Raw genomic sequence first — 24,986 nt, 5'->3', positions numbered from 1 at the left:
ATCAATTATCAATTATGAACCATTTTCCTTTTGAAAAAGAACTGATCGAAATGGCTGACCAGGATCTGTCCGTCAGAGAAAAACTATTGCTGGCTGGAGAATTATCCGGAGGTTATCATCCTGAAATGGAAAATATTCATAGAGCCAATGCCAAACGGCTGCGGGAAATTATAGCAGAAATAGGCTATCCCACAATCTCAAAAGTCGGCGGGAAAGCTAATGATGCAAGCTGGCTGATTATCCAGCATGCCATCGGGGAACCTGAATTTATGAAAACATGTTATGCTATGATGGAAGAACATTCCAATGATATTAACCCTTTGCATAAAGCCTATTTATACGACCGGATTCAGGTTTTTCAGAGTAAACCTCAAAAGTATGGGACACAGTTGACCCCTGAAGGAGTAATTTATCCCGTAGAAAATAAAGAAAACCTAAATACAGAACGCGAAAAGGTAAATCTGCGGGCTCTTTCCGAATCAGATATCAATAAAATTCCGGATGCTGAAGACATTCCGGAAATTGATAGCAAAGACGCTGAATATACCATCTGGAGGAAAAAAGCAGGATGGATTTAAGACTCTTTTAATAAAGGTCTCGGATCAAACAGAACCTTTAAAGTACGGATCTTTCCATCCTTTATGTGATACCATCCCGAAGATTCTATTGTTTTTTCTCCCATATCAATATTGTACCAGAAACAAACATCTTCACCGGAAGTAAAAGTTTTAAGAATTTCATACTTAAACTTCATCTGCTTCATATCCTTGATGTAAACAGGTGCGCCTTCTCTTTTTCCCATTACCCCTATAAATTTAAAATCAGGATCGAGACAGCTTTCCGCCTTGTCAAAATTTTCTTCATTTAAATAGTGGATAAACTGTTCTGCAACGTTTTGAATGGTATTACTCATAAAGATTGTTTTTATTGGTGAATACAAAATTAAAGGTTCACTGACCATTCCCTTGTGACTATAATCACAAAATGCTTTTATCTCTTTTTGAACTTATTTTAAAACAGGAATTCTTCCTTTTGCATAAGCAATCTGTTCTTTTTCTTTGTTCTGATCAGGATTGTTTTTAAGATACAGCTGATAGTAGGTTACTGCATTCTTAGGCTGCTTCAGATTGAGATCATAAAGAAGTCCCAAACGGTAATAAATAATATTGCTGGTCCCAAAAGTCAACCCTCTTTTGTAAGCGGTCACCGCCTCGTTATACTGATTTTGAGCTTCATAAATGCCTGCCAGTGCAGCATAATAAAGGTTGGTGTGGTCAGAAATAGCTTCATCAATAGTCTTTTGAGCATAGAGGGCAGCGTTGTTATAATCTTTCAGTTCACGATAGCTCAGTGCCATAAAATATAATGTGCCTTCATTTTGTACTCCCATGTCTTCCAGCATTTTGTAAAGCATAATGCATTTTTGATAATCCTTTACATAAAAATAAGCCTGTCCCACATCGTTCATTACATTGACATCAGCATGGTTTTTCAGAAGTTTTTCACCAGTTTCAATCACTTCCGGATATTTGGTGAGCTGATTGGCAACCGGCAATAGAGCTTGTTGTAAAGTAAAGTTTTCAGTATCAGCCGCGATCGCTGTTTTCAATACATCATAAGCGGGTTGATATTGTTTGAGACCGCTATAAGTTATCGAAAGATCATAAGCCACATCAGGATCGGTAGCATTCAGTGTATTGGCTTTTTTAAGATAATTAAGTCTGGATTCCGGTGTTTCTGCATAAGCAGCAAGCTGTTTATAAGCACTGAAATTAAGACTGTCAAGCTGAATGATCTGTTGAAGAAAGGTTTTGGCATTAGAAACATTTCCACGTCTGGAGTTAATACTTGCTAAACTGAATAGAGTAGGCAGGTTGTTGGGTTGAATAGTGTTGATTTTCAGATAACTTTTCTCTGCATCAGGCAGTTTTCCAGCCATCATATTACAGTAAGCAATTTGTGAAAGGGCTTTTATATCCTGTGTATCTCCGGGATATATGCTCTGAAGATAAGTAGCTGCATCAGCATAACGTTGTGTTTCATAATACTCAAGAAGTTTTTCAGTATCAATTTTTGCAGACTGGGCAGTAAGATTTTTAAAGCTTAATAGAATAATACACAGGCAAATTCCTCTTTTCATCATGATTATTTTTTAACTAAAATATTAGATATTTATTGAGCTTCCAAATTTTGGACTCACTTATTGGGGACTTTTTTAATCTTATGAATGATTTGCAACAAAACCTTAACCTCAATATCATTAGATTTCTTATATTCACTGTACGGAAAAAGCAAAAGATATGGAAATAAAAACTGTGCAGTCATTCCTTGAGTATTACGGGAAAATAAGAGAAAGAACAAACCGTATTATTGAAGTTGTTCCTCCTGAGCATATTGATTTTTCCTACAAACCAGGGAAATTTACCATTGGTGATCAGATAAGGCACATTGCTGCCATTGAACGCTATATGTATGGAGAAACCATTGCAGGAAGGAGAAGTGCTTATCCTGGATGTGGTAAAGACCTTGCTGACGGCCATGAAAATACAGTTCAGTTTTTCAATGAAATGCACAGGCAGACTCTTGAAATCATTGAAGGATTATCAGACGAAGATCTTACCAGGAAATGTCTTACTCCTGCCAATAGTGAAATTTCCGTATGGAAATGGCTTCGCGCCATGATAGAACATGAAATCCACCACAGGGCAGAATTATACATCTACCTGAACCTTCTGGATGTAAAAACACCTCAAATTTATGGGCTTTCTGCAGAGGAAGTGCAGGAGATCAGTGTGAAATTATAAGGGATCATCAGATTATTAACAACAAAAACCAGCTGCCAATGTACCGCTGGTTTTTTTGTTAAAAGATCTTATATTTTGATTTATTTCTATCTTAAGTGAAAAATTGTTTGTTTTCGTTTATTAAAAATTGTTAAATATTTATTTGATATATAGGTGTTTATTCCTTTTTTTAATCATTTACTTTAGAATTATTTATAAAAAGTCGTAGAACTACGACAAAATTTCAGATTACATGATGAAAATTTTCTGAATAGCGGTTACCGTTTTATCTTTGTAATACCACCAATCCAATTACAAAAAATTAATAATGATTAAAACCCACATATTATAAGAATAAGATCAAGAGAAATCTTGAAATTCAACAGGGGTATAAAGTAAACTTACACTTATACTTTTCCTTTTTAAGACCCTGTTCTGATCTCAATATCCGGATTTTACCATTACCATGGAGTACGGATAACGAAAAATGTATCTGAACTTTGTTGTTCAGATCAATTTCAGGCTTAAAAAAACTGACACCCAATCAATCAAAATATTACAATTATGTTTCAGGACGATCATTCACCCAAAATGCCTGTTTCCAAAGATAAAATTTCAGCTGTAAAGAATATTAAAGAGACATTGACAGATCAGGCAGTCAACAAAGCTGCTCAGGAAATACAGGAAAAATCGAGCGGAACTATTAAGAAAGCTACAGAAAAAATGGCTCAGGTTCAGGCGTATACAGGTGTGGTTCAAAACGGTTCTCAAATGTTTATGAATCAGGTTAAACAACCGAACCCTCCCACACTGGTAGAAGATAAAGTATGGGCTAAACAGCCTACTTCAGGGATTTATAATGCCAGTACAATACCCGGAAATCAAGTTGCTGGGATCAATCGTGTAGTAAAACTTGAAATTGTAATTGACGGAAAAGTGATAAAACATTTCAAGCATTTTCAGTTAAAACAAAGTGCTGTAAAACATCATGAATTCGATCTGATGCTGGCCCACGATACGTTAGGGAGTTCAGAAAACCACAATCTTGAAGAAGCTCAAAACTTCCTTGGAAAAAGAATTACCGTAATTTTCAGATATAAAGATGTTGAAGACGGCCCCGAAAGAAACTTTGTAGGAGTGATCACAGAAGTAGGTTTCAGCCAGGAAAAAGGAAGCCTGGGAAATATTGTTCTTACAGGATCAAGCCCTACGGTTCTTTTGGATGCAGCTCCTCATATTCAAAGTTTTGGCGGAGCACAGGAAATTAGTCTGAACAGTATTGCAGATCAGGTAATCAAAGAAGGGCTTGGGCAAAGCAGTTTTGATTTCAGGGTGGATGCTGCCCATGGAAATGTTTCTTACAGCTCACAATATGAGGAGACCCATTATAACTATCTGGCCAGAATTGCAGAAGCCTACGGTGAACAGTTCTATTACGATGGTGAAGTATTGCATTTCGGAAAACTTCCGCCTCAGGAAAAACCTGTGAAGCTTACGTATGGAAGCAGTGTGAGTGATATCAAGATAAAAATGAAAGCTCAGCATGTGAATCCTTCATTTTATGGTTATAACAGTAGTAAAAATGAAAAATTAACAGCAGGAAGTTCAAAAATTAATCATACTTCAGATATTGCCAAAAGAGCGTATGAAATTTCAGAAAAAACTTTTACGACTCCTTCATTAAGAGTGGCTCCCATAAAAGCGGTGTCTTTCATCGATGTGGAAACTTCCCAGAAAGGGACTGCTGGTAGTAAGGCTGTTGAAGTCTTTGTTATTTCAGGAATTACCACAGTGCCATTTCTTTATCCCGGCTGTATCGCGGATATAGAAATGAGAAAAGCTGAAAGCAGTGAAACGACCTATTTTACCAAACTGATGATTACTGATATGTACCATGAGGTAGATGCCAGAGGATATTATACCGGAACTTTTGAAGCAATAGCTTCTGATACGGGATTTATTCCACGTCCGGAGTTTCATACCCCAAAAGCAGATGCACAATTTGCCAAAGTAATTTCCAATGTAGATCCTTTGAATCAGGGTAGAGTTAAAGTACAGTTCGACTGGCAAAATGGTTCTACCACAACAGAATATATCAGGGTAATGACTCCAGATGGTGGAGGAAGCGAAAAAGTGAGTAAAAATCGTGGTTTCATGGCGATTCCGGAAGAAGGTGACCAGGTGGTGGTTAATTTCGCGCACCAGCATCCTGACCGTCCGTTCGTGATGGGAGGAATGTTCCATGGAGGCGTTGGCGGCGGCGGTGGTGCCGGAAATAATATTAAAAGCTTAAGCAGTAAAAGCGGGCATACAATGAGCCTGGATGATGCTGGTGGGATTACCGTAAAAGATAAAGATCAAAATTCTGTTTTTCTGGACGGAGCAGGAAATATAAGCATAGACAGCAAAATTTCCATTACGCTGAATTGTGGAAGCAGCTCAATCTATATGGATAAAGATGGCAATATTCAGATTAAAGGAAAAGAAATATTTGTACAGGGAGTCAATATTGGAGTTGGTGGAACAACGAGTATCGGAGTTGGAGTAGGACCTGAAAATGGTGAACCTACTTCCGGTGTTGGAATCAAATCTGATACCCTTGATATCGGAACCAATACGCTTTCCATGAGAGGTGATACTGAAGCCAATCTTAGCAGTGGAGGAAAAATTAATGTTGGCGGCGGAAGTGAAACAAATATTGTAAGTGGAACTGTAAAACTGAATTAATGAATCCTGTAGATTTGGAGTTGGTGAAGTTAAAAAGACAATGGCAGAAAGTTGTTTCAAAAAACGAAGAAAAACCTATGCTGATCTGTATAGGCGAAAAACATGAAACGGATCTTTTTGACGGATTTATCAAATCGAAACTTTCTGAAGATGAAGAAAGTGATGATGTTTTTTTACTCCATTATCAGGAATTTAACGGAATGAACTCTTTCGGGCAAACCTTATTGGATGAATGGACTGAGTTCTATGAGATGTTGAAAAAAAGCGAAGAGAATATTCCTCAATGGGATTTGAAAAACCCGGAAGAAAACTTTAAAACAGATGCATATAAGGCATTTTATCCTTTGATGGAATTAAAGAAGAACTTCCCTAATATTCAGGATTCTAAAATTTACATCTACATTGCTCCACTCAGGATCAGTGATACCGGGGAACTTTCTTTATGGGTGAAAGAGTGGTGCAGGATCTGTGAAATGTCAGAGAATAAAGATATTAAACTGGTATGGGCAGAACATCATACCTACAGAACTTTGCCCAATATCTCTTCTGCGCATAGCTTCAGAGTGGAAGTAGACATTCATCAGTTAATGCAGAATACTGCGGCTCACACTAACCGCAAGAAGAACAGTCCGGATACGGATTTTCAACAACAGATTCTTATCGCAAGCAATCACTTAAGCAAAGAAAGATTCAAAGAAGCAGAGCATGCATTGAAAACAGCTGTGAAACTTGCCAAAGAACAAAAGAATAAACAGGGAGAGATTTCTGCTTATTTTATGCTTACCCAGGCTTATACTGCAGACAGGAAGAAAGAAAAGGCAGAAGATACCTACCGCACAATATTAGAAGAAGTAGAACCGGATAGCCCTTTAGCAGTTCAGATGTATATGAATTATGGTAGTTTTCTGCTGGGAAACTCTAAAAAATCCAAAGCAGAAATAATATTTGAAAAAGCTGCAGAAACTGCTCAGAAAATAGGAGAATATGCAATGGCGATTGAGTGTTACAGAATCATCGCTACATTGAATGACACGGTTCTGACAAAAGATAAAATGATCAGATATTTTGAAAAATGTCTGGATATAGCAAAATTGATGGATTCTTCAGCCAGAGAACAGAGCAGCCTTAGGTTTGTAGCCTCAATGCTTATTCTCAAATATGAAGGTGATACCGATAAAAAAACAATACTGAACAATGAAATGAAGACTTATTTTGGTGATGACTGGAAGGTGAGTGTAGAAAAACCAAAAGCAGGGTAATCTCAAATTAAAAGAAATCATGGCAGATCTGAATAAAAAAACAGTAAAACCCATCAAGGTAGCAAAGCCGGATATGAACCCGGACCGCTCCTGGAAGGTCAAAGCAGACGTTACTTCGGTAAGTTGGGATAAAACCACACAGGGCTGGAAAAACGGAATGAAAAATAATTTTGATTCCCTGAATCCTGTTTCTATGGCTAAATCCATATTGGGAGGAGATGCCGGCCAGCCGGAGAAAAGCAGTGGAGGCGGAGGTGGCGACAGTGCTGTGACAACAGAAAGAGCAGCACCGGAAAGCAAAGTGAAACTGATTAAGGTCAATAATCCTGCAATGCCTTCCACAGCTATTCAGCATACAAGTAAGCATTTTGATATCGTACTGGCCATTGATATTCACTGGACGCTCATTCCGCCGCCACCTTCATTTATGTTTATTCCTTTGCCATTGCCTCATCCGTTTATCGGGATTGTTTTTGATATTATGGATTATATTACCATCAAGATTCCGGTTCCGCAATTTGCAAGAAATCTGATGCCTTCTCTTCCGGAAAGTATTCCGATGGGAGGCTCAATATATGTTCACGGAAGGCATAAAGCTACCACTACAACCAGTGTGATGGGAGTGGTGATTCCATTCAGACATGTTACATCGCTTATTCCGGTGTATCTCATTCCTTTTCCTCAGGAAGCTCCCCATGAAGGAGAAGTGTATTACGGCTCACAGACCGTTCTGGCACAGGGAAGTAAAATGAGCGGAAATCAGCCTCAACAGGTATTAACGTGTATGGGATTTCCTTTCGGAATGACCATGCTGCCTGCAATGCCGGATAAACCCAAGAAAAATCCATTGGCTTATTTTGCTTTCTACAATAACTTTTCAAGCATGTATATCCAGATCAATACGGGAGGCCCTGTATTGGTGGGAGGAGCCTTTGTTCCTCATACTTATACACCCGGAGAAATGCTGATGCGTCTTGCAGGGATGTTCTTAATGAGAAGTTTAACAAAGAAAATAGGAAAACTGGGAGCGAATGGTTTAAAAAAGCTTAATAACAGTGTTCTTAAAAAAGCTCCTTTCAATAAGTTTAAATTTTCAAATGCTCTTTCTAAGAAATTATGTCATTGGGGGCTGGAACCTGTTAATTTTGCAACGGGTGCTATGTTTTTTGAATGGGAGGATTTCGAAATTCTGGGGAATACTCCTTTAACCTGGAAAAATAAATGGCACAGCGATAGACCTTATGATTTTGGGCCTTTAGGAAATGGCGTTTTTAATAATCACGATCTGTTTATCCTTCCTGAAGAGAATAACAAATTTGCCGGATGGATGCATCCTGAAGAAAATATAGCCATGCTTGTTCCCGTACCTGAAATCGGAGAAGAAATGACCTATTTCAGAGATCAGAAAATCTGGCAATACAGACCAAATAATAGTATTTGGGTTGTTCGCAAAGGTACAGACATCTACACTTATACCCGCTTTCATCATGTTACAGAAGGAGTGATATATAAAATTGCAAGGATCGAATATGGTGACGGAACTGTTCGTGAATATGAGTATGAAGGCCGCAATATTGTTCTAAAAAGGATAAAAGATGTTAATACAGAAACAAGTATAGAAACCACTATTCACCCTGAATATAAAAAGATAACAGAAGTCTGTTATTGCTATAAAAACCAAAAAGATCTGTTGGTCCGTTACAGTTATGATGAGCGTGGAAATCTTACCCATGTCTGGGATATTCACAAAAAAGCGATCGTCTTTGAATATAATGGGAAAAATCAAATTGTAAGAAGAGTCAACCGAAATGGGATGAGCTATATCTGGAAATATGATAAAAAAGGGAGGGTAGTATATACTAAAGGTTTGGATGGATATATGGAAGGAAGTTTTCATTATGATGAAGAAGAAGGCTTCACAGAAGTAATATACCCTAAACAAGATAATAAAACAGAACGTTATTATTATGATGATCATTTTCTTGTATATAAAAAAGTAGATGGAGAAGGTGGGGAAACCTGGTATGACTTTACAGCATACAATGAACTGAAAATGATAGGAAGCCCGGAAGGACGTGTTCAGGGGTATACGTATGATGAAATGGGAAATATCAAGACTTTTCACAGTCCTGATGGAGAAGAATATCATTATCAGTATAATGAGTTTGGACAGGTTATTGCCCGTTTTTCACCTTCGGGAGCTTCTGAAACATGGAATTATGATGAGCATGGAAGATTAATCAGTCATACAGATGCGGCAGAAGAAAATGTTTATTATGAATATGCTGATGGAAAAAGGCTTCCGGAAAGATGCATAAGAGAAAAAGTTACGGCATTTTACGAGTATAATGAAAGAGGACAGCTTACTCAACTTACCAATACTATCGGAACTGAGCAATTTTGGAAATTTGATGACTATGGAAGGCTGTTGATTTTTAGTCCGAAACCTTTAAGCAGAACTGTTTGGAACAGAGATAAAATGGGAAGAGTGGTTGAAGTGAATGAACAGGGGCAATTACCATTGAAACTTCGCTACGATGCGTATGATCTTCCGGTGTATGCTACAGATGGCCGTGCAGAATGGTTGATGAGTTATACTCCAATGGGAAGCTTAAAGCGGCAGATCCGCCGGAATGCCCTCACAAATAAAAAAGAGGAAACACTAGCCTTTGGCTATGATGCTTACGAAAATTTAGTAAGTATGACCAATGAAAAAGGAGAGGTCTATATTTTTGAAAGAGATAATAATAACAAAATTATTGGTGAAACCGGCTTTGAGGGACGCAAAACAATCTTTATCCGTGATAAGGATGGTTTGATAACCCAAAAAAGAAACCCTCATGGAAATACAATCTTTTATGAATATGATCTGGCAGGAAGAATAACGCAGGTGGATTATCCGCACGGAACCTGGGAGGCATATCAATATGATACTTCAGGCTTGCTTATCAAAGCAGATAACGAAGATAGCAGTGTTAGCTTTCAGAGAAACCAGCTGGGGCAGATTATCAATGAAAAACAAGGGGAGCATTTAGTTCAATATAAATACGATCAGCAAGCTAATCTTATCGGTCTGGAAAGCAGCTTAGGAGCGAAAATTGATTATTCCTATACTGATCTGGGACAGCTTAGAAACATTTCCGCCAACACTACAGAGGTAATTTTACCCTGGCAGATGAATGTTGAAACCCGTAGAAATGAGCAAATCCTTTCCCGTGAAATGACCGGGAATGTGGAAAGTACTTTTGAATTCGATCATACCGGAATGCCTATAAGCCAGAAAGTAATTACTCATAAAGCAAATACTACTTTTCATAAAGACTATATATGGGGAGAAGGAAGCCGGTTGTTGACTATACTTGACAAAGTAAAAGGTGGTAGAACAAGATTTGATTATGATGCATTTGGAAGTCTTGCTGCTGCAGAATATTCCAACGGAAAAGTTCAGCATAAAAACCCTGATGAAACGGGCTGCTTATATGAAAGTATAAAACGTACCGATCGTATTTATGATAAAGGTGGAAAGCTGATGCGTGACAAAAACTGGTTTTATCATTATGATGAAGAAGGAAATTTGTTATTAAAGAGTAAAAGGGTGATCAATAATGCGAGGCCAGAACATCAGGAAAAATCAAACAGCGCTCATCCTTATTACAAAGCCATTGCCTCGGATTGGCTTAGCCGCCCGAAAATGCCGGAAGGTGTTATTTTACCTGATGTGAACGATAATTCCTCAGCAGAAATTCAAAAAACTGAATGGGAATCCGGTGACTGGGCTTATTCCTGGAGGGCTAATGGAATGCTGGCTAAAGTAAAGCGTCCTGATGGTAAAGAAGTGAGTTTTGAGTATGATGCACTGGGAAGAAGAATTTCTAAAATTGGCTGGCAGAAAATAACTCGTTATATTTGGGATGGTAATGTTCTTTTACATGAATGGAATTATAATATTGAGGCAAGACCTGCCAATGAAATTGATGATGAAGGAAATATTATAAATAAGCAAGAGCCTGTAGAGAATTTAATAACATGGGTTTATGAAACAGGGAGCCATGTGCCGTCTGCAAAGATTGAAGGAAACAGAAGGACTTCAATTATTTCAGATTATATAGGGAGACCTGCGCAGGCTTATAATGAGGATGGAAATCTGGTCTGGAGTGCCGACTATGATATTTTCGGAAGAATTGAAAATGTAAATGGTGATGAATCATTTATTCCTTTCCGACAGCAAGGGCAGTATGAAGATGAAGAGACGGGACTTTGTTATAATAGGTTCCGTTATTATGATGGAAAAAGCGGGACTTATCTTTCTCAGGATCCAATGGGTCCGCTTGGAGATAATCCCAATCTGTATGCATATACCCATGATAGTAATTCGGAAATTGATCCGCTGGGATTAATAGAGGTTGACGGGGGATGGTCACGAAGAAAAGCAGAACGAGGTTCAATTATAAAAGCAAAAAGACCTACACCTCCTTCTATACATGCTACCAAACATATTCAGGCCACTTCTATGGAAGATGCTAAAGCCAGAAGTATTAAAGGAGTAGGCGGTAAACCCGAAGGATCATATTTCCCGGATGTAGTAAAAGATAACTTCAAAAATTTTGAGAAAAAAGCCGCATTTGATGCCATGAGAAAGGGTAATGTAGTACCGAATGGTGGAGTTACTTACTATATTTATGAACATCCTACGGATATTGGATATAATATGGGAGAAAAAACAAGATTTATGAGAGTGGAAGTGGCTTCCGGTACCATACACAGCCATCCGATATCAGAGGCAGATGCCAATAATTATATAAAAAAAGCAAATTATCCATAACGATGAAAGATAAAGGAATACTAAACACTGGAATTCAGGTTGAAGGCGGATGGAGTATTGATGCAAACGTTTTTATAGACAAAAATTATAATATAGAGGATATCCCTTTTGATGATACCTTATTGTTTAGTGCTGTAAATCACATTACAGGAAAAAATATTTCAGTTACCTATGAAAACAGTAACGTAGGATATTCTTTTGATTTCTGTATGCTATCCAGAAGGTTAGGGGAATGGCATCATGATGGTGCAGCTATTTATAAAACAATAGAGACAGGTCATCAAATTGATAAATTATACAATACATTATCAGAATACCTGAATCCTTCAAAAAAAGAGCTTATCCCTTTAAAAATTTCAAGCTGGACCATTGTTTATAATAATCTGATAAGAAATGAAGCTTTGTATGATGATATAGAATTGATTTTTTCAGCAGTAAGAGGAAAACTTTTTATAGACATTACCTACAATCGGAATTCTGAAAAACCTTACTATATCTATATCGGATTATCAAAATATGAATATTCCCAAATTATTTACAGTTTGAATAAACCGGCAAGAGAATACCAGGAATTATTTTTAAAAAATATAGATGAAGTTGTTGTCATAATTAATGATTTTCTCATAGAACAAGACAATTATTTATCTGAAATTTCAAGAAAAACCTGAGTGCTGTACTGATGTGAAATGGATAGTAAGTCAAAAGCATAGCAATAGAGTTTAAATATTTAATCCAAATCCAATTCAAATATATTATGAAAAAAATATTCTCAGAACTTAAAGGTTTTGTGGTGTTTAGTCCAGAACTTTTAGCAAAATATCTGGAAGAAAATCACCTTTCCGGTAATAATATTTTAAAATATTTTGTAGAAAACGAACATGGGGATGAAATAACAAAATCAGGAATCGCTATTCCAATTATAGGGGTAGAGGAAGACTATTATGCATTCCGGGTTTCTGTAAATGAGGAAAAAATCCTGAATGATGATGAAGTAGAGGTAGAGTCAAGAGGCTGGGTTTTTCAGACGGCTAATAATGAAGTAAAAATTGTAGGAATTGGCTATTTAAAAGATATTACTACCATTAATGAGGAAAACAGTATTACGTTATCCTTGGAAAACGGATGGCATACTTTGAAAATACGGGGAGGAAGTCAAAATGGCGAAAGACTATTTGAGTTGCACATGGAAAAACAGGATGCATACCCGGCTTTCAGCGGAGACGTGACTACCGAGTATTACTATGGTTAAAAAATTAAATATTTCATCCCTGAGTTTAAATATCTGATGTTGAGATCTTAATATTCAAATTTTATTTGGCTAAGGACATTGCTATCTCTTTAAAACACCAGAAATACGAATTTTATTGTAAAAATATTTTGTCAGTAATAAAAAACTTTCTATATTTGCACCACTGAAAACAACGGTACTACCGGAGTTAAAGGAGAGTTGGCAGAGTGGTCGATTGCGGCAGTCTTGAAAACTGTTGACTGTAACAGGTCCGGGGGTTCGAATCCCTCACTCTCCGCCAGGTTAGAAACCAAAATAAGCTAAAACGCTGTAAACATCAATGTTTACAGCGTTTTTTGTTTTAGCGCAGTATCAAAAAAAACCAAAATAGGTCACGATTTATATGTCCTATTTCGTGTCCCATTCAAAAAATTACAAAAATGGGTCACGAAAAATCAAGCAAAGCCCGACCAATAGGCAGTCTAACGATTGTACATCTTGCAAAAAGTGGTAACAAAAAGTAAATTATTAAACCATCAAAGTTATCACACAATGAACAAAACATTCAACCTGTTATTCTTTATCAAAAAGAATAAAATCAGAACCAACGGAACCGCTCCCATCTACTTACGAATTACGATAGACGGCAAGGCAGCAGACATTGCTGCCAAAAGGTATATCGATCCGAAGAAATGGGATGTTAAAGCACACAAGGCACTAGGTAATTCGCAAGAAGCTAAAACACTGAATCTCTATCTAAAAACTTTAGAACAGAAAGTTTACGATTTCCACTACCTGATGCTGAAAGAAGAAAACTTTGTAACTGCAGAGGGTTTAAAATCTAAACTGCTTGGAACTGACATTGAGAAAAGAATGCTCATTCCCATATTCCAGGAGCATAATGACAAAGTGGAAGCTTTGGTCGGTCAGGATTTTGCTCCCGGGACACTGGAATGTTACAAAACATCTTTAAAGCATACCCACGAATTCATTTATTGGAAATACAAAGTTTCTGATATTGATATCACGCAAATCGATCACGGTTTTGTCAGTGATTATGATTTCTGGCTACGCAGTGTCCGTAAATGCGCAAACAATACCGCTGTGAAATACCTCAAAAATTTCAAAAAGATCATTCGTTTGTGTATGGCGCACGGTTGGATCACCAAAGATCCTTTTCTCGGCTATAAAGCAAAAATAAAAGCTGTGGAACGTCCTTATCTTACCAAAGAAGAAATTCAGATGATCTACGAAAAGGAATTTGCGGCAGATCGATTGAACCAAGTTCGGGATATTTTTCTATTTAGCTGCTATACCGGCTTGGCCTATGTGGATGTAAAGCAATTGTCAAAATCTAACATCAATATCGGGATTGATGGCGATCAATGGATTTTTACACATCGTCAGAAGACCGATACCTCAACCAGAGTTCCGTTATTGCCTTTAGCTCAGGAAATGGTTTTAAAATATGAGAATCATCCGCAATGTGTCAATTCAGATGTTCTGTTCCCTGTTCTCAGTAATCAGAAAATGAATTCCTATCTCAAAGAAATTGCTAGCATCTGTAGAATCAATAAGGATTTGACGTTCCATATCGCAAGACATACATTCGCTACTACTATTACTTTGTCCAATGGTGTTCCGATTGAAAGTGTAAGTAAAATGCTGGGGCATACGAATATTAAGACTACTCAACATTATGCTAAGATTTTGGACAAGAAAGTGAGTGATGATATGCAATCCTTAAGAAAAAATTTGGAGGTAAAACAGTAGAAACTACTTCATTAACTTTTAACTTACACTTTTGTGTATTGGATTATTAAGTCGCAAAATTCCTTACTAATTAATGAAATATTATTAAAATAATGTGGATTAAAATTATTAAGATAAATATAATTGGCTTCCAAATAATATATTTAAATTCAAACAATTAATTTTTTTAATATTTTTAATATTTTAAACTATATTTATAATTCAAAACTAAAACTAACTATGAAAGCATCAGTACAATATGACGATTTTGTTGGCACAGCTGCCGCAGATATTAGTGACCATACAGATTTAGGTCGTTTTCTAGAGTCAAGAGGAGTTGATATTGAAAGATACGAAGCTATTGGAGCGTCTTTTTATTTCGGAGAAAATAATTATTTGTCAGCTGCAATAATTTGTATAGATAAGGAAGAATCATCTGAAGAACAGAAACATATTATTAAAATGCGTTTTGAGAAGGAATTTACATACGCTGAATTCTTCAATTTATTCAAACGCTTTAATGTAGTTGTTTCATCTAAATATGGAGATTATGAGAATCTTGATATTGATGACGAAATATATTTTGACGATAGAAATTAATCCTCTAATCATTGTTTAATAATTTATAATAAAAAGCTTTAATAATACTTAAAGTTTATTTATATATATTACTACAATACATACCAAAAATCTTATATCCAGTAACATCTAATACTTTAGGAGTTAGTTTATCATAAAGCTAAAATATTATGAATCAACATCCATTGAAATGTAAAACTTGTGGTGATTACAAACGTCTAGAAATTTATTGGGTAAGATATAAAGAAGAAAAAGATAAAGAACTGGATTTTAATATCCCTTTCTATATTTGTCCTAAATGTGGTGATAAAGAGCCCTTAAACCCGAAAGAATATTATGACAATATCTCCAAGGAAGAATTTGAAAAAATGAAAGATGGTGACAAATGCGTTATGACCTTTTCTTATGAAGATGCAAAATTCCCACAATATGATTATCTAGAATTTAAATATGCTCCAGAAGATTATTACTTAATACCAGGTCTTTTAAGACCTGAAAACGATGGGTATCTTATTCCTGTATTTTTTGATAAAGATGTATTATTATATTACAATAACCATCCCGATTATATGGTACGATTTGGGTCATTTTCCAGTGGAAATATATATCATAAAGGTGAGAGGTTATTTAATTGGGGATTTGGAATAAATAGGAATGGAAAAATTTTCATGTGGTTAGGTGATTTAGCTAATGATTTTAAATCAGATGAAATGAAATCACATTTAAGAAGGTTTCAAGCTAGTAATGTTGCTTCTGATCACGATATTTATTCAAAATTTTATTTATCACAAAATCCTTTTTCACCTGCAGATGCATTTCAAGACTCGGACAACGAAATAAAACTTTTTACGCTAAAAAATCAATTGGATGAGATTTTCATGGAAAAATTCACATTTAATTTAACTAAAATTGCTATTGAAGATTTATTTGAGTTTTATAAACCTCCGATCTTAGAGGAAAAAGAACAAATTTTTAATGCCTATATAAGTTTAAATAAACTTATTGTAGAAAATATACAGCTTGATAAGCTTAAAGAAGCATTATTGGGCGAAGGTGCTAAAAAAGAAATCAAACAACTAGCATCATTAAAAACATTGGAACTATTTTTAAAAGAAAAATGTAAAATAGAATCTGCTCATACTTTAATGACTCCATTTTTTATATTGAGTGATTTAAGGCAATTACAAGGTCACTTTAGTGACTCTAGTTTTGAAGAAAGATATAATTCCTGCAAAATAAGACTAGGGCTTGATAAAAAAGCTACTCATTTTGAAGTTTATGAGAATGTAATTGATAAATTTATTAAATCATATGAGGAATTGCTTAATATTCTGAATAAGTAAAAGAAAAAATATTTTAAGATCTAATTTAAATTTTTAAAGTTAATTAAATGTCAACATTACCGATTATAATAAGTTCTGCAGCACTATTTGTATCACTTTTAACATTGTTTTTTAATAGATTATTACCATTTAATCCAAGAGTTATTAATTCTACACCAACATTTTCCCTTTATAAAATAACTCCGAAAATTTCTGGCGATAAAGGGACTTGGTGGATACCAAGTTTTAATGTCGGTATAGCATTATATAATTTAGGAAGATTATCAGGTAAAATACTCGACTTTAGAATTATAGCTAAAGTTAAAGAGCAGGAAAATGAATTAGTTTATTATTTTTACCCTAAATGGACTGTTGACTACTCAAAGTTTCAAGAATTAAACACTAAGAGATTAGAATGGATTTCTAAAGCCGTCAAAAAAGAATGGTTTCCAATATTATTATTTGGCGACAAAGAAATAAATGAGCACATAATACTTGAAAGTTCTAGATGGGAAAAACCTTTTAACGGTGAAATTTCCTTGCTTTTCGAATATATTTCATCAAAAAATGAGAAGTGGACAGAAATAAATAATTATACTCTTATTATTTCAGACGATATGTTTGAAGCGCAATCTACATATTCACCATTTGATAAGAACATTGAAAAATATAGAAATAATGAAAGGTAAAAAAGAGTTTATAATTGGCCAATGTCTTCACTGTGGGGCAGTCCGTAAAAATTTTAAAAGAGGATAATAAGAAATCCTATAATATCATTTGTAATATGTGTGGAGTATCATCAACTAGAAAAAATTTAAAGGAGGAACCTAACAGCAAGTAAAGTTCAGCAGATAAGAACTTCTTTTAGTATTGATAAACTATTAACACAACCTTATGCAGATATTTTATTCTTGGCAATCAGATTTAGATCCAAATACCAATTCTAGAGCAATTAGAAATGCAATACAATCGATTATTCCCATTATAGAAGACGAAATTGAAAATTGCAGAATCACTTTAGAGGAAGCGACAAGCAGAGAGGTTGGGAAAGAATAATAATGTTATATAATACAAATTATGGTGCATTCCCACAAGACTTGCCTTTTGATCTCGACAGAAGACGTATTAGCACGTATAGGATCATAAATAATACTGATCAAAATGGAAGGGGGAATTTGAAAAACACACTAAAGATTGCTGTAAAAACTATAATTGAGGATAATCCACAAAAAAATATTCACCTTTTTACTCCAGAAGAAATTAGGCGAAATAACGATATTGTTTCGTTACAACAATTATTTTCTACTATACATCTACCAACGTTAGATCTATTTATTGAAAGAGCTCCGAGGATTGTTGATTATAGAATTATTCATTATTATGAATCTTTCAATGGAATTTTTTCTAGTAGTTTATTTCATATTTATGATGAAGCACTAAACAATTTTATTATTGATTTTTATAATTTATGGCGCACAGCTTTAAGTTTTGGTGATCATTATTTAAACAATGGAGGAAATACACTTGTTTATGGTGTTAATAATGACGAAGAAGAGAGGCAATTATTAGAGAAATTAGAAAAAAACATTTTTGACTTAAGTATTAAGAAAAGTCAGCTTCTTGTCTATGTACGAACAAATTACTTAGAAGTGGACTTACGCCAGACTAGTATAGATGCATATCGAGAATATATAACCTTTAATCGGGGAAAATAATTAAATTTTCGAATTCGGATGAAATAAAAAATGAAAGCGTAGCCTTCTGGATGGGTGTTCTACCCTTAAAAATCATGGCCATAATCTGATTAAATTACCAACTTTAATTTACAACAATTCCTCAAGAATCATATCTGTGCTCTTTGTAAATCTATAATCGCATAATAGTTTGTCAAACAACTTTAGAATTGACATCTTTATATGTCTGTTATCTTCTGTATTCTGACTAAGCTTGTTGTATGCGTTGACAATAAATTTGATACATTTTTCTTCAATTCGATAAGACAGATTTTTCTCATTACTTTTTTTACTGTTCATTGCTATTTGGAACAACTCTATAGATTTATAAGGAAATGAGTTCAATTGTGATATAGTCCACAAAATAATCTGAAAATTTGAATAAATCAGATTTCACGAAGCGTTTAACAAAAGGGTAAATATCTAATAACTTTAAATATTCTGCATTTAAAAATCTCCAATTCAATTCTTCTTCATTGTCCTTGCTAGCAGCGTCCAATAATTTATCTAATAAATAATTATTAATCACAATTACATTATCATTGTCATAATAATAGTTTTTGAGAATTACTCGTAGAAAAGTACTTAAGTATTTTCTTTGATTTTTAAATAAATCTAAAATAATAGGTTTCATATTTATATTACCCTCAAGCTGTGGAACGTCCTTATCTTACCAAAAAAGAAATTCAGATGATCTATGAAAAGGAATTTGCATCAGATCGATTGAACCAAGTTCGGGATATTTTTCTATTTAGCTGCTATACGGGCCTAGCCTATGTGGATGTCAAGCATTTATCAAAATCAAACATAAACATCGGGATTGATGGTGATCGATGGATTTTTACTCATCGTCAAAAGACCGATACCTCAACCAGGGTTCCGCTATTGCCTTTGGCTCAAGAAATGCTTTTAAAATATGAGAATCATCCGCAGTGCGTCAATTCAGATGTTCTGTTTCCTGTTCTCAGTAACCAGAAAATGAATTCTTACCTCAAAGAAATTGCAAGCGTCTGTGGTATAAATAAAGATTTGACGTTCCATTTCGCAAGGCATACATTTGCCACTACTGTTACTTTATCTAATGGTGTTCCCATTGAAAGTGTTAGTAAAATGCTTGGGCATACGAATATTAAAACTACTCAGCATTATGCAAAGATTTTGAATAAGAAAGTGAGTGATGACATGGCGGTTTTAAGGAATAAACTTGTGAATAAAACGTAAAAAAAATTGTTTGCTTGTTCTGTTTGCAAGAATTCAAAAACAAATAATAAGCTCTTTATAAAGATAGTTTTACTCATTTTTATCAATTAAAATTCTCCACTCTTCAGGTAATATTTCATTCTTAAAATAGCTGTGAGCTAAATATCTGATACAAGAAAGTCCAATCTCATCTGTTTGATATTGGTTGGGCTTTTCACTCTTATCAAGAACTGATTTTCTAAATTCTTGAAAGTTAGCTTCATTTTTTAGTAGTTTAAGTCTTCGGTGTGTAATTTTACTAGATTAATGAAAAGCTTGCAATCATTCTCATCTACATTTGAGATACTCGATAGTCCAAAAAAAATCGCAGCTAGTTTGGTTTTCTTTTTTATTAGTTCATCTAGTGCCAACTCATAAAATTCATTTTTCTTATTTTCATATAAACCAGAAATTATAGAAGATATAATATTATCTTTTTCAACATCAAAAAGTAATGATTTATTTAATAATTGTATCCCAGATTTGTAGTCAATCAGACATTTATTCCTAATACTATTTAGTACCTGTCCTAAATCTAATTGTAATCTGCATTACTTTTTGTTAAATCTACCAAAATCAGAACATTTTCTAAAATTAAATCTTCTGATAAATTAAGCTTAGGTAAGACTACCGAATATGCGGTTATAAAATTATATAATTCATCAGGTTTGTTTTCATAGTCAATTGATTTTAAGTAATCATTGAAAGAACATTTGAATAAAATATTTGACTCTAAAATTATAGCTTTCCATATTTCTTTTTCCAATAAAAAGAAATTATTAACAAGACCATCTTGTTTAAAATCACTTTCGATTCGATTAATGAAATCTACACTTTTTGAAAAATCATTATTTATCTCAAAGTCGAAAAGTTCTTTATAGTAATTTAAAAAATAGATAGATACTTTTTCATAGTTTAAAATTTTAATATATCCATTTTCCTCTTTTACAATTTTTTCCTCGAATAATAATTTGCTGACTTCAATATCTGAAACAGGAAAGATTAAGTTTTTCTGTTTGGAAATCAATGCAACGAATTCATTTAATATATTTTCTATTTCTCTATTTTCAAAGCTCATCGGTATTATTTATAATAAGGCTAATATATAATTTCGAAATGTGGGAAAAATAAATTTTGTTGTAAAGTGGAAGTTTGCTTATTAGAAAGATAGTATTTGATAAATCCCAATTTTTATCAATATTTATTTTCTAAAATTTTGTGATTTTGAGTTCTTCAAATTAATAATAATTGTCGAATAGATTTCATTAACCAGTTTTTCGGAATTTATTACATCCGTCTTTGATTTCCATACAGCATTTTCTGATTTATCTAAATCAAATTTATATTCAATACTGGAAATTTGTTTTGGTTCTTCACCTGGAAAATACATAGGTGAACTGTTAAAACTAATATAACCTCTAAAATATCTAACTAAAATTGTAACATATTTCGCAGTATTGGTTGCTATTCCATTTATATTTATTATAGCTGAAAAACCTAAGCAGTTAATGATTATTGAATCACGACCATCATAATGAGTTTTAATCTGAAGTTCGGTATTTTCATTGTAAAATTTTTCTTTATCCTGAACTAATTTAACAATACTATCTTTCTCACTGATTGATTTTTGACCCCCTTCATAATTGTCTATAATTTTATCTAATTTTTCGTTTAGATTTTTTTCGGACGTAAATTCATTTATAACGCTAATTAATGGATCATTTAGCTTTAAATCGCTAAAATCTGGCATTGGTCCTAATTCAGGTTTTTCAACAAGATTTTTATCATAGATAAGTTTTGCTAATTCTAGTAATTTTATGTAATACTTTGTATCATCAACCATATTATGGTAAATTTTCGATACAAGATGCGATGGTGTTGATGTGAATTGTTCTCCTTCTCTTAATATGGGTATAAATTTTATCTTTGATATTGAAGATGATAATATATCTTGTGAGATAATAGAAGTTTCATAACCTACACCCTTCTCTCTTTTCTCTGCTTTTTGTTTATAATTAGGAGTTAAAATTATGAGAACCTTGTCAGCTTCGGAAATTGCATTTTCCATAAAATAAGTTAATTCCTTTCCCGCATTTAATTCGAACTGGTCAAGAATTACATCTATACCATATTTTGAAATTAAATCATTTGCTAATTTTAACACCCAGTTCTGGTGACTTTCATTATCCCAAGAATATGAGATAAAAACTTTTTTTCTATCGCTCATTTTTTTAAGGATTACATATCGCTCAAATATAATTTATATCCTGACATAATTTTACGGGTTCTGTAAAAACAATTATATCCTAATCTAATCGAAGATTTTAATTTTAAAATAATCTTCGCTTTGTTACAACTCCTTTTAATCAAAAATTGCTTATTCTCTTTATTAAACTTAGATAATATTTTTCAATTTTACGAAAGGCTAATTTTAACTCCTCATTGTCATAATTAATCTCATTTTCTAGATACCTAGCATTCTTTCGTTCGGTTGATAGTTTGTTGAATATTTTTCTTAATTCTATTTCATCTTCTTGAAGAGAGTTTCGATATCTTAAGTTAAAAGATTGATTAATTGCTTTATGATTAGTTTTGGAACTTATATTTTTATTTGCCTCAAACATTAAATTTGCCTTAGCCATTAATTCAAATGCGCTAAAAGCATTATCTATATAGGAATTAAAAAATTGTTCTTCAATGCAAATTCTGCAGTCTTTAGAAACTGAAAAGAATTATCAAGCAAACTTTTACAAGTTTTCTTGTTATATATAAAGTCAAATTTTAATTGGTAATAGTCTTTAAATCTAATTATAATAATATGTCCGCAATTCAGATATTCATTTTCACTAATCTCAATTGATTCTACATCTTCACAGTTTGGAAAATAATCGGAAGCATCTTTATTTATTCCATCCTTTATTTTGACAGTTGCTTGTACTTCCGCATTCAATCTTATAATATTAGGTCTTTCGTCGGGAAATATGAACGCTTGAGCTGCGATAAGTTCAAAATTTTCTTCTAAAGTATTATTTTGCTTTCTTCTTTCAATTTCTGGATTAAAATATATTTCCATAATATTATTGAAAGCATTATTAATAAAATTCTCTTCGTAGTTATCTTTTATCATTTCTATTCCCTATAGTTATAGATATTCACGTTTATATGGCAACTTACCATTCAACATTTGGATTAAGATTTTCTTTTTCAATTGTCGACAAAGAAGTAAGCGTAATGATATCCCATTTGTTATGATTTTCAGCGACCAAGTTATATTCACTTATTAGTTTAAGTAATTTTGCAAAATGCGATTTAAAATTTTTGTGACTTAAGTGCTTAAATTCATTAATATTTGGAGTCAACTTTTCCTTATTTCCTGAAGCTATTTTAGAAAATTTTACGGTACTCAAAAAAACTTGTATTTTGAAAATTTTAAATATTGCGGCAGCTCCACCAAAATGTTCAATTAATCTTACATCTTCATCTGAAATTTTAGAAGCATATTTTGCCAGAATATTTTGAAATTGCATATTTACTTTATCAAAACTTTCATCATAATAAATTGCATAAGTTTTATCAATAGATATATGTCTATTGAAATCAAAGGATCTCACTTTAGAAAAAAAATCATCCGAATAAAAAAAGTCTTCTAAAGATTTAAAGTTTTCATTAATAATTGTATTCTGTGGACTATCTTCTTGATATAAGTAAAACCAATTAATGCAATAAGTATAAATTGGCATTTTTAAAAGTCTTAATGCTGTTTTTCTATAAGCCTCTTCTTTTTTATTATTTATATAGTTATATATTGTGTCAATCAGCGTAACCGTTATTAGTATTCCCAGAATTGTAGTTATTAAGTTATAAATATAATTTTCTGTTATCCCAAAATCAGTTCCTTTGAAAAATAATAAGAATAAAGCACTTACGAGTACATAATAGATAAAAATTCGACCTTGCACTTCTATTTTATTAAAAAATTTATTACTCATCAACCAGATTAGGATGAGAGAAAAAATCCAAAAAATCAAAATTATGATATTCATTTAATATAATTTTTAATGGTTATTTCGTATAACATTATACTCTCACAAGTAATTTATTAAAAGTAAAGATACAAAGGCTCGGCAAACTATATTTATGGTTTTCCGTAAACAACAAAAATAAAGATCATCATAGAATTGGCAAGTAGTACTTTCACTGAACTTTATTCAAGTTAAAAATATAATTACTGCGCAATGACTTTACGGATTACCGTAATTTTCACACACTAATTCTATCTAATTTTGAAAAAAACTGAAGCACTTTCTAATCAGGGTGAATAAATTAACTAAAACTATTTTACTATTATGATAACTTTAATAATAATTCTTACATTTTTAATTATAATTTTTCTTGTAAATTCTGTAGTAATAAAATCTACACAAAGTAAGTTTCCAAAAAATACCGAAGCGCAAAACCTTAGGCTAACAGAAAAATTTAGGCAGTCAGTTTTAATTTTTGGTTTAGCCACGATTTTTCTTTCAATTATCTATGTTAATTTTTTTTATAAATCATCATTGGAGATTTCAGCTGAAAAAGAGAAGCAGCAAGAACTAGATAGAATTTCAGCCCGAAAATTAGCGGAAGAAAATGAAATCAAGCGATTGGGACTTACAAAAAATGAAATTGAAATTTTAAATCAACATGCAATTACTGTTAAAAGCCTTTCGGATGAAGTTGAAAATGCATATTATATCTTGAAATCTAAGAAATATTTTGTTGATACTGAAATTATAAGATTTACCGGCCTCGCTAAAAAAACCAAAGGATCTAAATTTGAAGGCAAAATTGAAAAGACTAGGGATTCGTTAATAAAGAATGAAAATTTAATTGGTAAAAAACAGATTGCGGATTTAGATAGGAAGCAAGCTGCAGAAGAATCCCAAGCAAGATTAAAATATGGAAAGGATCTTAGAAATTTATTACTCGACAGAAGTTTGGATATTACGGTTAAGGTTTTTGGTAAGGGTAATAAAAAAATGAAGTTAACCTATGTTCTTTTTAATGATGTCTGGTTCAGAAAATTTGAAACATTAGGATATTTTGATATGATACATGAAAAAGGATTCACACATATTGAATTGTCAGATGGTTATGGATACGGTCGTGGAATGGAATATGGTAAATGATAATATATTCAAATATAAAATTAATCTCACTTTATTTTAAAATCACTTATAGTAATTTTGAATGGATTGTCTTCTAAGATTTTAACTAAATATTTATTACATGATTGCTCGCGTAAATTATACTGTTGTTAACTTCATTACTGCTCGTTATAATATAAGTTTTTAATTACTTCTTATCTTCTGCTTTAAAGAATAGACTTAATCCAACACTTAAATATAAATGATATACAAAATCGGGCATAACAAGTTAATTGTCATTTTATATTTAAAATTCTTATTTTTAATTTTGAAATAAATTAAAACTTTTTATAACAATTCTGGGGAAGATTTATAGATTTAAGTTGGTAATAAAAACTACTTATTATTTTGAAGAA

The 24,986-nt window shown here is 33.1% G+C and carries 21 protein-coding genes and 1 tRNA gene; 15 read left to right on the top strand and 7 right to left on the bottom strand.

What is annotated here, in order from left to right; translation table 11 throughout:
- Positions 1 to 14 precede the first annotated feature (14 nt).
- Entirely contained in the window at positions 15 to 578 is a 564-nt protein-coding gene (locus tag KBP46_RS05640; RefSeq protein ID WP_216444860.1) for a DUF6624 domain-containing protein, read from the top strand.
- Here KBP46_RS05640 and KBP46_RS05635 read toward each other — a convergent pair.
- On the bottom strand, positions 575 to 913 hold the full coding sequence (locus KBP46_RS05635) for a nuclear transport factor 2 family protein (protein ID WP_216444859.1): 339 nt from the start codon (positions 911 to 913) through the stop codon (positions 575 to 577). The two genes, KBP46_RS05640 and KBP46_RS05635, sit on opposite strands and share 4 nt — an antisense overlap.
- 93 nt (positions 914 to 1,006) lie before the next feature.
- A complete protein-coding gene (locus tag KBP46_RS05630) occupies positions 1,007 to 2,143 on the bottom strand; it encodes a tetratricopeptide repeat protein (RefSeq protein WP_216444858.1) in 1,137 nt (378 codons plus the stop codon).
- Positions 2,144 to 2,300: 157 nt separating this feature from the next.
- On the opposite strand from KBP46_RS05630, the gene KBP46_RS05625 reads away from it, so the two are divergent.
- The 12 genes from KBP46_RS05625 to KBP46_RS05570 all read left to right on the top strand — a co-directional run bounded on the left by KBP46_RS05625 (position 2,301) and on the right by KBP46_RS05570 (position 18,187).
- A complete protein-coding gene (locus tag KBP46_RS05625; protein ID WP_123277826.1) occupies positions 2,301 to 2,804 on the top strand; it encodes a DinB family protein in 504 nt (167 codons plus the stop codon).
- A gap of 543 nt (positions 2,805 to 3,347) precedes the next feature.
- Positions 3,348 to 5,510, top strand: coding sequence for a type VI secretion system Vgr family protein (locus tag KBP46_RS05620; RefSeq protein ID WP_216444857.1), 2,163 nt, complete (start codon positions 3,348 to 3,350; stop codon positions 5,508 to 5,510).
- The gene (locus tag KBP46_RS05615) at positions 5,510 to 6,769 is read left to right on the top strand and encodes a M48 family metallopeptidase (RefSeq protein WP_216444856.1); all 1,260 of its coding nucleotides are present in this window, start codon (positions 5,510 to 5,512) and stop codon (positions 6,767 to 6,769) included. Before KBP46_RS05620 ends, KBP46_RS05615 begins: the two co-directional genes overlap by 1 nt.
- 19 nt (positions 6,770 to 6,788) lie before the next feature.
- Positions 6,789 to 11,591, top strand: coding sequence for an RHS repeat-associated core domain-containing protein (locus KBP46_RS05610; RefSeq protein WP_216444855.1), 4,803 nt, complete (start codon positions 6,789 to 6,791; stop codon positions 11,589 to 11,591).
- A 2-nt stretch (positions 11,592 to 11,593) separates the two neighbouring features.
- On the top strand, positions 11,594 to 12,259 hold the full coding sequence (locus tag KBP46_RS05605) for a hypothetical protein (RefSeq protein WP_216444854.1): 666 nt from the start codon (positions 11,594 to 11,596) through the stop codon (positions 12,257 to 12,259).
- Between the two features lie 86 nt (positions 12,260 to 12,345).
- Positions 12,346 to 12,840 carry a hypothetical protein gene (locus KBP46_RS05600; RefSeq protein ID WP_123277821.1) on the top strand — a complete coding sequence of 165 codons (495 nt, stop codon included), beginning with the start codon at positions 12,346 to 12,348 and terminating at the stop codon, positions 12,838 to 12,840.
- Between the two features lie 192 nt (positions 12,841 to 13,032).
- A tRNA-Ser gene (locus KBP46_RS05595) sits at positions 13,033 to 13,120 on the top strand.
- 251 nt (positions 13,121 to 13,371) lie between these two features.
- Positions 13,372 to 14,592 carry a site-specific integrase gene (locus KBP46_RS05590; RefSeq protein WP_216444853.1) on the top strand — a complete coding sequence of 407 codons (1,221 nt, stop codon included), beginning with the start codon at positions 13,372 to 13,374 and terminating at the stop codon, positions 14,590 to 14,592.
- A 219-nt stretch (positions 14,593 to 14,811) separates the two neighbouring features.
- Positions 14,812 to 15,171, top strand: coding sequence for a hypothetical protein (locus tag KBP46_RS05585; protein WP_216444852.1), 360 nt, complete (start codon positions 14,812 to 14,814; stop codon positions 15,169 to 15,171).
- A gap of 149 nt (positions 15,172 to 15,320) precedes the next feature.
- Positions 15,321 to 16,493 carry a hypothetical protein gene (locus KBP46_RS05580; protein ID WP_216444851.1) on the top strand — a complete coding sequence of 391 codons (1,173 nt, stop codon included), beginning with the start codon at positions 15,321 to 15,323 and terminating at the stop codon, positions 16,491 to 16,493.
- Positions 16,494 to 16,540: 47 nt separating this feature from the next.
- Positions 16,541 to 17,161, top strand: a complete 621-nt coding sequence (locus KBP46_RS05575; RefSeq protein WP_216444850.1) for a hypothetical protein — start codon at positions 16,541 to 16,543, stop codon at positions 17,159 to 17,161.
- 315 nt (positions 17,162 to 17,476) lie between these two features.
- Entirely contained in the window at positions 17,477 to 18,187 is a 711-nt protein-coding gene (locus KBP46_RS05570; protein WP_216444849.1) for a hypothetical protein, read from the top strand.
- A gap of 343 nt (positions 18,188 to 18,530) precedes the next feature.
- Here KBP46_RS05570 and KBP46_RS05565 read toward each other — a convergent pair whose 3' ends face one another.
- Positions 18,531 to 18,839: a hypothetical protein gene (locus KBP46_RS05565; protein WP_216444848.1), complete on the bottom strand. Its 309-nt coding sequence runs from the start codon at positions 18,837 to 18,839 to the stop codon at positions 18,531 to 18,533.
- A 20-nt stretch (positions 18,840 to 18,859) separates the two neighbouring features.
- On the opposite strand from KBP46_RS05565, the gene KBP46_RS05560 reads away from it, so the two are divergent.
- Positions 18,860 to 19,426: a site-specific integrase gene (locus KBP46_RS05560; RefSeq protein ID WP_367397893.1), complete on the top strand. Its 567-nt coding sequence runs from the start codon at positions 18,860 to 18,862 to the stop codon at positions 19,424 to 19,426.
- A gap of 553 nt (positions 19,427 to 19,979) precedes the next feature.
- Here the strand turns inward: KBP46_RS05560 and KBP46_RS05555 are convergent.
- From KBP46_RS05555 to KBP46_RS05540, 4 genes are all read right to left on the bottom strand, one after another.
- Complete coding sequence (locus KBP46_RS05555; protein WP_216444847.1) at positions 19,980 to 20,522, bottom strand: hypothetical protein; 543 nt, start codon at positions 20,520 to 20,522, stop codon at positions 19,980 to 19,982.
- A 123-nt stretch (positions 20,523 to 20,645) separates the two neighbouring features.
- A complete protein-coding gene (locus KBP46_RS05550) occupies positions 20,646 to 21,671 on the bottom strand; it encodes an SEFIR domain-containing protein (RefSeq protein ID WP_216444846.1) in 1,026 nt (341 codons plus the stop codon).
- Between the two features lie 441 nt (positions 21,672 to 22,112).
- Entirely contained in the window at positions 22,113 to 22,571 is a 459-nt protein-coding gene (locus tag KBP46_RS05545) for a hypothetical protein (RefSeq protein WP_216444845.1), read from the bottom strand.
- Between the two features lie 43 nt (positions 22,572 to 22,614).
- Entirely contained in the window at positions 22,615 to 23,487 is an 873-nt protein-coding gene (locus KBP46_RS05540) for a hypothetical protein (RefSeq protein WP_216444844.1), read from the bottom strand.
- Between the two features lie 303 nt (positions 23,488 to 23,790).
- On the opposite strand from KBP46_RS05540, the gene KBP46_RS05535 reads away from it, so the two are divergent.
- Positions 23,791 to 24,612 carry a hypothetical protein gene (locus tag KBP46_RS05535; protein WP_216444843.1) on the top strand — a complete coding sequence of 274 codons (822 nt, stop codon included), beginning with the start codon at positions 23,791 to 23,793 and terminating at the stop codon, positions 24,610 to 24,612.
- Positions 24,613 to 24,986: the final 374 nt, after the last annotated feature.

The organism is Chryseobacterium sp. PCH239 (genome assembly GCF_018924625.1).
In the GTDB taxonomy this organism is placed as follows: Bacteria; Bacteroidota; Bacteroidia; order Flavobacteriales; family Weeksellaceae; genus Chryseobacterium; species Chryseobacterium cucumeris.
This window is presented reverse-complemented; position numbering and strand designations above follow the sequence as displayed.

Coding starts and splice junctions, on each gene's coding strand:
- KBP46_RS05640 (WP_216444860.1), top strand. CDS start 15: ATGAACCATTTTCCTTTTGAAAAAGAACTGATCGAAATGGCTGACCAG.
- KBP46_RS05635 (WP_216444859.1), bottom strand. CDS start 913: ATGAGTAATACCATTCAAAACGTTGCAGAACAGTTTATCCACTATTTA.
- KBP46_RS05630 (WP_216444858.1), bottom strand. CDS start 2,143: ATGATGAAAAGAGGAATTTGCCTGTGTATTATTCTATTAAGCTTTAAA.
- KBP46_RS05625 (WP_123277826.1), top strand. CDS start 2,301: ATGGAAATAAAAACTGTGCAGTCATTCCTTGAGTATTACGGGAAAATA.
- KBP46_RS05620 (WP_216444857.1), top strand. CDS start 3,348: ATGTTTCAGGACGATCATTCACCCAAAATGCCTGTTTCCAAAGATAAA.
- KBP46_RS05615 (WP_216444856.1), top strand. CDS start 5,510: ATGAATCCTGTAGATTTGGAGTTGGTGAAGTTAAAAAGACAATGGCAG.
- KBP46_RS05610 (WP_216444855.1), top strand. CDS start 6,789: ATGGCAGATCTGAATAAAAAAACAGTAAAACCCATCAAGGTAGCAAAG.
- KBP46_RS05605 (WP_216444854.1), top strand. CDS start 11,594: ATGAAAGATAAAGGAATACTAAACACTGGAATTCAGGTTGAAGGCGGA.
- KBP46_RS05600 (WP_123277821.1), top strand. CDS start 12,346: ATGAAAAAAATATTCTCAGAACTTAAAGGTTTTGTGGTGTTTAGTCCA.
- KBP46_RS05590 (WP_216444853.1), top strand. CDS start 13,372: ATGAACAAAACATTCAACCTGTTATTCTTTATCAAAAAGAATAAAATC.
- KBP46_RS05585 (WP_216444852.1), top strand. CDS start 14,812: ATGAAAGCATCAGTACAATATGACGATTTTGTTGGCACAGCTGCCGCA.
- KBP46_RS05580 (WP_216444851.1), top strand. CDS start 15,321: ATGAATCAACATCCATTGAAATGTAAAACTTGTGGTGATTACAAACGT.
- KBP46_RS05575 (WP_216444850.1), top strand. CDS start 16,541: ATGTCAACATTACCGATTATAATAAGTTCTGCAGCACTATTTGTATCA.
- KBP46_RS05565 (WP_216444848.1), bottom strand. CDS start 18,839: ATGAAACCTATTATTTTAGATTTATTTAAAAATCAAAGAAAATACTTA.
- KBP46_RS05555 (WP_216444847.1), bottom strand. CDS start 20,522: ATGAGCTTTGAAAATAGAGAAATAGAAAATATATTAAATGAATTCGTT.
- KBP46_RS05550 (WP_216444846.1), bottom strand. CDS start 21,671: ATGAGCGATAGAAAAAAAGTTTTTATCTCATATTCTTGGGATAATGAA.
- KBP46_RS05545 (WP_216444845.1), bottom strand. CDS start 22,571: ATGATAAAAGATAACTACGAAGAGAATTTTATTAATAATGCTTTCAAT.
- KBP46_RS05540 (WP_216444844.1), bottom strand. CDS start 23,487: ATGAATATCATAATTTTGATTTTTTGGATTTTTTCTCTCATCCTAATC.
- KBP46_RS05535 (WP_216444843.1), top strand. CDS start 23,791: ATGATAACTTTAATAATAATTCTTACATTTTTAATTATAATTTTTCTT.